Source organism: Bacillus sp. CH140a_4T, assembly GCF_008923725.1.
GTDB lineage: Bacteria > Bacillota > Bacilli > Bacillales > Bacillaceae_G > Bacillus_A.
This window is the reverse complement of sequence record NZ_WBPF01000008.1, coordinates 1-5339: the sequence shown is the minus strand read 5'-3', so window position 1 is coordinate 5339 and position 5339 is coordinate 1. Positions and strand designations below refer to the sequence as shown.

Genomic DNA, 5339 nt, shown 5'->3' with positions numbered 1-5339 from the left:
TACATGGAAGTCCACCGAAAAACAGGAGAGAAGTATATATACTTTATATGGTTCTAGGGACTGATAAGGACGTAGAACCTATGGAAAAGAGGCGAAAAAATGAGTTACGCAATTTGTCGCATGCAGAAATTTAAAATGCGAGATGTGAAGGGAATTCAAATTCATAATCAGCGAGAAAAAGAGAGTCACACAAATCATGATATTGAATCGGGACGAACACATCTTAATTACGATTTACATAATGATGGCCACATTGATTATTTGAAAACAGTGAAAGACAAAATTGAACAGAATGTAGAGACCAATCGAGCGATTCGAAAAGATGCGGTTGTGATGTGCGAATTTGTTGTGACAAGTGATAGAGAATTTTTCGATGTGCTAGATATGATTGATCCAGCTCAACAAAAAGTGTTTTTCAAAGAAGCGTATAGCTTTTTAAAAGATAGATATGGGGAACAAAACATTGTACATGCAGCTGTCCATTTGGACGAGAAAACACCACATATGCATGTTGGAATGGTTCCAGTAACAGAAGAGAATAAACTATCAGCAAAACAGATTTTTAACCGTAAAGAGTTAGTTTCACTTCAAGACGATTTTCATGCTCATATGGTAGAAAAGGGCTTTTATTTAGAACGTGGTGTATCAAGTGATAAAAAACATGTAGAAATGAGAAAATTCAAGGCAATGACAGTAAAAGAAGAAATAAAAGCTTTAGAAACAGAATTGGGACAATGCTTACAGAAAAAAGAATCGGTAAATAAGCAAATGGAACAATTAGAGTCTCGCTTGAATCAATTACAAAATGCGGTGAAGTCAACAAATAAAGTCGATAAAATCGAAGTGAAACATAAAGGTGGTATTTTACGCTCTAAAACTGTTGAAATGAGCGTAGAAGACTTTGAGGAACTCAAAACTAAGGCAAAGGCATCAGAAGCCTTTAAACGTGAAAATATGACGTTATATCGTAAGAATGAAGCGTTACAAGCGAGTAATACAGATTTACATACAACAGTGAAGCGTTTGGAAAAAGAAAATGAAGGGTTAAAGACATATAAGGGAAAATATGAACGTCTAGCAAAATTATTTGATGAAATGAATAAATTTTATGAAAAGTTTATTCCGAAAGAAGTGCCGAAATTTCATGAAATAATTGGTTTTTGTAAGAGAAAAGTAAATGCATCCATAAATAGATTTAGTTCTCTTAGGTATTCCGAAAAAGCATTGACTGAAAATGAGAAAAAAGGATATGAAGCAGCGTCAAAGTTTCTTGCAACTCAACAAAAGCAACAAAGAAAAGAACGTGGAAATGAACGAGAACTTTGATAGGAGGATTATTTAATGAAAAAGCTAAGGAGAAATGCAATTCAATGCCGAAAATGTGGTGATGTAATTAAATCTAAATTCACTCGTGATTTTAAGTATTGTTCATGTGGATCAGTAGCGATTGATGGTGGTTTAGAGTATGCTCGTATTATTGGTGATTCAGAAAATGTGATTGAACTTCATGAATTTGAGGCTAAATAAAAAGCATTACATCCATTGATGTAATGCTTTTTATTTAGGTACAAAATTAATTTTAGGAAGAACATGTTTTTGTAAACTGTTGTCACTAAATGAACTTAATGTTTGTGTTTTTGCATCAAATTGTAGTCCCAATGCTTTAAATATAACTTCTGTTTGTACAGGGGATAGACTAAATGATACTGTATCGTCATCTAAATAAATATTTAATTCAACGCCTTCAATCATTGTTTTTCGTCTCCAATCCTAATTTTTTTGTATCGTTTTTTGTTGTTTCTTGTTCTGGAAGGGCTTTTTGTTTCCCTCTTAAAACCTCAATAGAATTTAATGGTTTATCTTCTTCGTAATAGCTTAATAATATTTGTCTTTTTGTATCGTTCCCTTTCATCATGATATTAGGGTTTACGATATAAACGCCATTTTGTTTTTTCTTGATAAAGTTATTTGCCTGCAACTTTTTCATTAATTTTGCAATAGTAGGTTCAGAAACTCCTACATCTTTTGAGATTTGTTTGTATGTTCCTATGAACAAATTATTAGATTGATTTGTGTTTTCAGCTATGTAAATAAAAATATCTAATTGTTTATTGTCTATAATCCCTAGAACTGTTAAGAAATCCATTAGATACATTTTCCAAAAGTTTTTAGTTCCATATACTCTTTTTGTTATTTGGTCTACATGAATAACTTCTCCAGTTTGAGTATCTACTAATTCTCGTTTTTTTTGACCGACTAAAGTTTGACTTTCAGCATGATATTCCAGATTTTTATCATATTCTGTCATAGATTTTAAGTTCCCCCTTACTTAATTTGTACTTTAGTAACCACTTAACGTTTTAAATTTTATACTAAAATTTAAAACAAGTAAACACTTAAATACAAATTAAGCAAACACGAAACAAGAGTTAAGTAAAGACTAAAAGAAAGTTAAGTGCCTAAAATCACGAAAACCCTTGATATAACTGGATTTATCCTGCTTTTTATGCACGTTTCCTCTCTTCTAATATCAAAGGGGCTATTTAGCCCCTTTGATATTTAAAAAAAGACCAACTTTTAGTTGGTCTTTTTTTCTTTTTCTTAAGAGCTAAAATTTCTACAAGGAACAGGTAGTATTTTTTGAGAAAAACACTCAAAAAATCTCCACCTTTTTCGCTTTGCTCCATCCTTGTAGAAATTTTTTCGGCTCGTATGCTTTTCTCGCCAAGCCGACAGACAAAAAGCAATGCAATGGTTCTCGACTTGGACAAGCAATTATACGAGCCGAACCGCTTAAGTTATTCGTTCCAAAGTAGTTTTTATTCAAAAATTAGATACGTAATATGTGGGGTTTCGCCCCCACACGACGAGCCAGCACTCTAGCCAAAAAGCAATGGAAGACCAAAGGGCAAGATCCAAACAAAAGGAATGGGCAAGCTACGGGTTTGGCATGTCAAACCCAAAACAGTTGTCGCTTGGCTCGATTTTCTATATTTTTGAATAGAAAAAGAAGCCATAATAGGCTTCTTAATTAGCTTCAGAAGTTGTGTAATTTTTCTTGATGATATCTTTTATATTGATAATTAAGGATATAAGGAATCCAACAGCTAGAATACCGTTTACCCAATAATATGTATTCCCTGATGTAAATTTATTATAAAAGGAATCGATATTATAATATACTAGGAGCACTGAAAAGATAGTAGAGCATACTAACATACCAAAACTTTTCATATTGTTCACCTCAATTCTAAAATTTGTGACTCTTGGTATAATTATACATGTAAATAAAAAGATTTTAAGCAAAACATACAATAAGCTGTCCATACGGACAGCTTATTTACATAATTTTCGTTATTGGAAGTTGATTAATACTAGCTTATTTATCTTATAAGTTAAATCGAGAACAATTAGATCCCCAAATATTTCAGTTCTTTTTGTATGTTATTTAAAGCAAACCTCTCTTGTTTTTGAAAGGAGTTATTTGGTTCGTTTGAAGATAATCTCCATAGAACTCGTGTATCCTGCCATTGTTAGAGTAAGGACTTGAACAAATTCCCAACCATCTTCAGCATGTTCGGTAATAATACGTTTATAATCTTCTTTAGGTTGCCCTTTCCATCCACCAATTTCGACTTTCACGAATTTGTAATCGTACATATTCTTCCCCCCTTTTCCTAATTGTAACATTTAGAAGAAGTGATGTATTGTACCTTTTTGACTGTATACTCTATACATGTGAGGTTGACATAACGTCCTATTATCGGTAGCAAGATTTTCATAGAATCCTTGTATTGGAAGGGATTCTTCTTTTTTGTCTCTCTTTCTCGTATACAGGATTTTATACATCGTTGATATAGCGAGGATTCTAGAGATCCCCGTTCTTCTTTTTTTGTATACAATCTTGCATACTCTTAGTATCGTTTCTGATGGAGTGAGAATAAAAATATCAAGGTATGCATTTAAAAGGTCTCTCAGCTTGTCTGAGAGACCTTTTTTCTTTTTGGTGTTTTTATATGGATAAGAAAGTGTAGATATGTTAGAGGTGAATCTGGATTGTTTGAGGGGGGTATAGCAAGTTTGGATAATGTTGATTTTATAGAGAAAAAGAGATGAAAAGTTAGATAGTATTACAGAAGTAAAAAAAACAGTGTTATCAATGCTTTATGCCACTTTTAAAATCCTCTCTCTTCTCACTCTCTATATAAGGGATTAAGATAATTAAATAAAATATATAAATTATCTTTAATAAAATTTAAAATAAGTTTAATATTATTAAAGGGATATGTTAAACTTATTTTAGCAAAAGTAAATAGGGGGACAGAACTGTGGATATTAAAAATATTCCAAACTGGATTTTAGCCTTGGAAAATGAGGATTTAGAGTTTGTTAAAAACTTAGTACTTCATTCAGGTTCTTTAAAAGAGATTGCAAAAATTTATGAGGTATCATATCCAACAGTAAGACTTAAACTTGATCGATTAATTGATAAAATAAAAATGAATGATGCTGTAGAAAATGAGGAATTTATTAAATTTATTAAAAGCCTGTCGATTGATGATCGGATAAGTGTAGAAGATGCAAAATTGATTATTGAAAAATATAAACAAGAAAGAGATGGAGAATAATGGTTCTTATTTATGCCGGTATTTTGGCTGTTCAATTTTTCTTATCAAGTAGAAACAATATTTATTGGGGGGCAATTTTACCAGTAGCACATATTGCATTTCTGACATGGTTGTTTATAACGAATCGCATTGAAAGTACTATTGGTTTTATCCTTTATCTATTATTAGGGATGCTTTTCTTATGTATAGAATGGAATTTAGGTAGAAAGTATTTTCATAAGAAAATACAAAAAGAATTGGATAAAATAAAAACCCTCAACATGAAATAGGAACATAGCACCAGTTATTCTGAGAGGAAAAATAACTGGTAAGTGTCAATGGTAAGCGGACTGGAATGGTTCAGCGGTTTGTGCTGATCCATGAAAGGAGCATTAAGGAATTGACACGTGCAGCTGATTTTCTACCCTCTTGGTTTGTCAAAACGTCAATCGTTTTGGCCTGCCAACCGGCGAGGGAGCCCCTCAAGGATTGAGGGGTTGGGGAGTTCGATTGAGGGGGTCTGGGGAAGAGTTCCCCAGTGGGTTTGGGCAAAGCCCAAGATCTTTTTATTCGGCTTGCCGAATAGCCCCGTAGGGCACACCTTTACGATAGTAAAGTATAGTGTGCTATACTTTACATGGAAGTCCACCGAAAAACAGGAGAGAAGTATATATACTTTATATGGTTCTAGGGACTGATAAGGACGTAGAACCTATGGAAAAGAGGCGAAAA

The 5339-nt window shown here is 32.8% G+C and carries 8 protein-coding genes; 4 read left to right on the top strand and 4 right to left on the bottom strand.

Annotated elements, in window-relative coordinates:
- Window positions 1-99 precede the first annotated feature (99 nt).
- Complete coding sequence (gene mobV, locus F8162_RS07810; RefSeq protein WP_151631970.1) at window positions 100-1326, top strand: MobV family relaxase; 1227 nt, start codon at window positions 100-102, stop codon at window positions 1324-1326.
- Between the two features lie 15 nt (window positions 1327-1341).
- On the top strand, window positions 1342-1527 hold the full coding sequence (locus tag F8162_RS07805; RefSeq protein ID WP_151631968.1) for a hypothetical protein: 186 nt from the start codon (window positions 1342-1344) through the stop codon (window positions 1525-1527).
- Window positions 1528-1557: 30 nt separating this feature from the next.
- Here F8162_RS07805 and F8162_RS07800 read toward each other — a convergent pair whose 3' ends face one another.
- The 4 genes from F8162_RS07800 to F8162_RS07780 form a co-directional block, all read right to left on the bottom strand.
- Window positions 1558-1752, bottom strand: a complete 195-nt coding sequence (locus tag F8162_RS07800) for a hypothetical protein (RefSeq protein ID WP_098398467.1) — start codon at window positions 1750-1752, stop codon at window positions 1558-1560.
- A complete protein-coding gene (locus F8162_RS07795) occupies window positions 1745-2308 on the bottom strand; it encodes a replication/maintenance protein RepL (RefSeq protein WP_151631966.1) in 564 nt (187 codons plus the stop codon). Before F8162_RS07795 ends, F8162_RS07800 begins: the two co-directional genes overlap by 8 nt.
- 719 nt (window positions 2309-3027) lie before the next feature.
- Complete coding sequence (locus tag F8162_RS07785) at window positions 3028-3234, bottom strand: hypothetical protein (protein WP_151631976.1); 207 nt, start codon at window positions 3232-3234, stop codon at window positions 3028-3030.
- 246 nt (window positions 3235-3480) lie between these two features.
- Window positions 3481-3660 (bottom strand): DUF4177 domain-containing protein, encoded by a 180-nt coding sequence (locus F8162_RS07780; RefSeq protein ID WP_151631974.1) that lies wholly within the window; start codon window positions 3658-3660, stop codon window positions 3481-3483.
- A 668-nt stretch (window positions 3661-4328) separates the two neighbouring features.
- On the opposite strand from F8162_RS07780, the gene F8162_RS07775 reads away from it, so the two are divergent.
- The gene (locus F8162_RS07775; protein ID WP_097872459.1) at window positions 4329-4628 is read left to right on the top strand and encodes a DUF2089 family protein; all 300 of its coding nucleotides are present in this window, start codon (window positions 4329-4331) and stop codon (window positions 4626-4628) included.
- Window positions 4628-4897 (top strand): hypothetical protein, encoded by a 270-nt coding sequence (locus F8162_RS07770; protein WP_151631972.1) that lies wholly within the window; start codon window positions 4628-4630, stop codon window positions 4895-4897. Before F8162_RS07775 ends, F8162_RS07770 begins: the two co-directional genes overlap by 1 nt.
- Window positions 4898-5339: the final 442 nt, after the last annotated feature.

Bases quoted from the DNA above. Each gene is read 5' to 3' on its own strand.
- F8162_RS07800 (WP_098398467.1), bottom strand. From the start codon at position 1,752: ATGATTGAAGGCGTTGAATTAAATATTTATTTAGATGACGATACAGTA.
- F8162_RS07780 (WP_151631974.1), bottom strand. From the start codon at position 3,660: ATGTACGATTACAAATTCGTGAAAGTCGAAATTGGTGGATGGAAAGGG.
- F8162_RS07770 (WP_151631972.1), top strand. From the start codon at position 4,628: ATGGTTCTTATTTATGCCGGTATTTTGGCTGTTCAATTTTTCTTATCA.
- mobV (WP_151631970.1), top strand. From the start codon at position 100: ATGAGTTACGCAATTTGTCGCATGCAGAAATTTAAAATGCGAGATGTG.
- F8162_RS07785 (WP_151631976.1), bottom strand. From the start codon at position 3,234: ATGAAAAGTTTTGGTATGTTAGTATGCTCTACTATCTTTTCAGTGCTC.
- F8162_RS07805 (WP_151631968.1), top strand. From the start codon at position 1,342: ATGAAAAAGCTAAGGAGAAATGCAATTCAATGCCGAAAATGTGGTGAT.
- F8162_RS07795 (WP_151631966.1), bottom strand. From the start codon at position 2,308: ATGACAGAATATGATAAAAATCTGGAATATCATGCTGAAAGTCAAACT.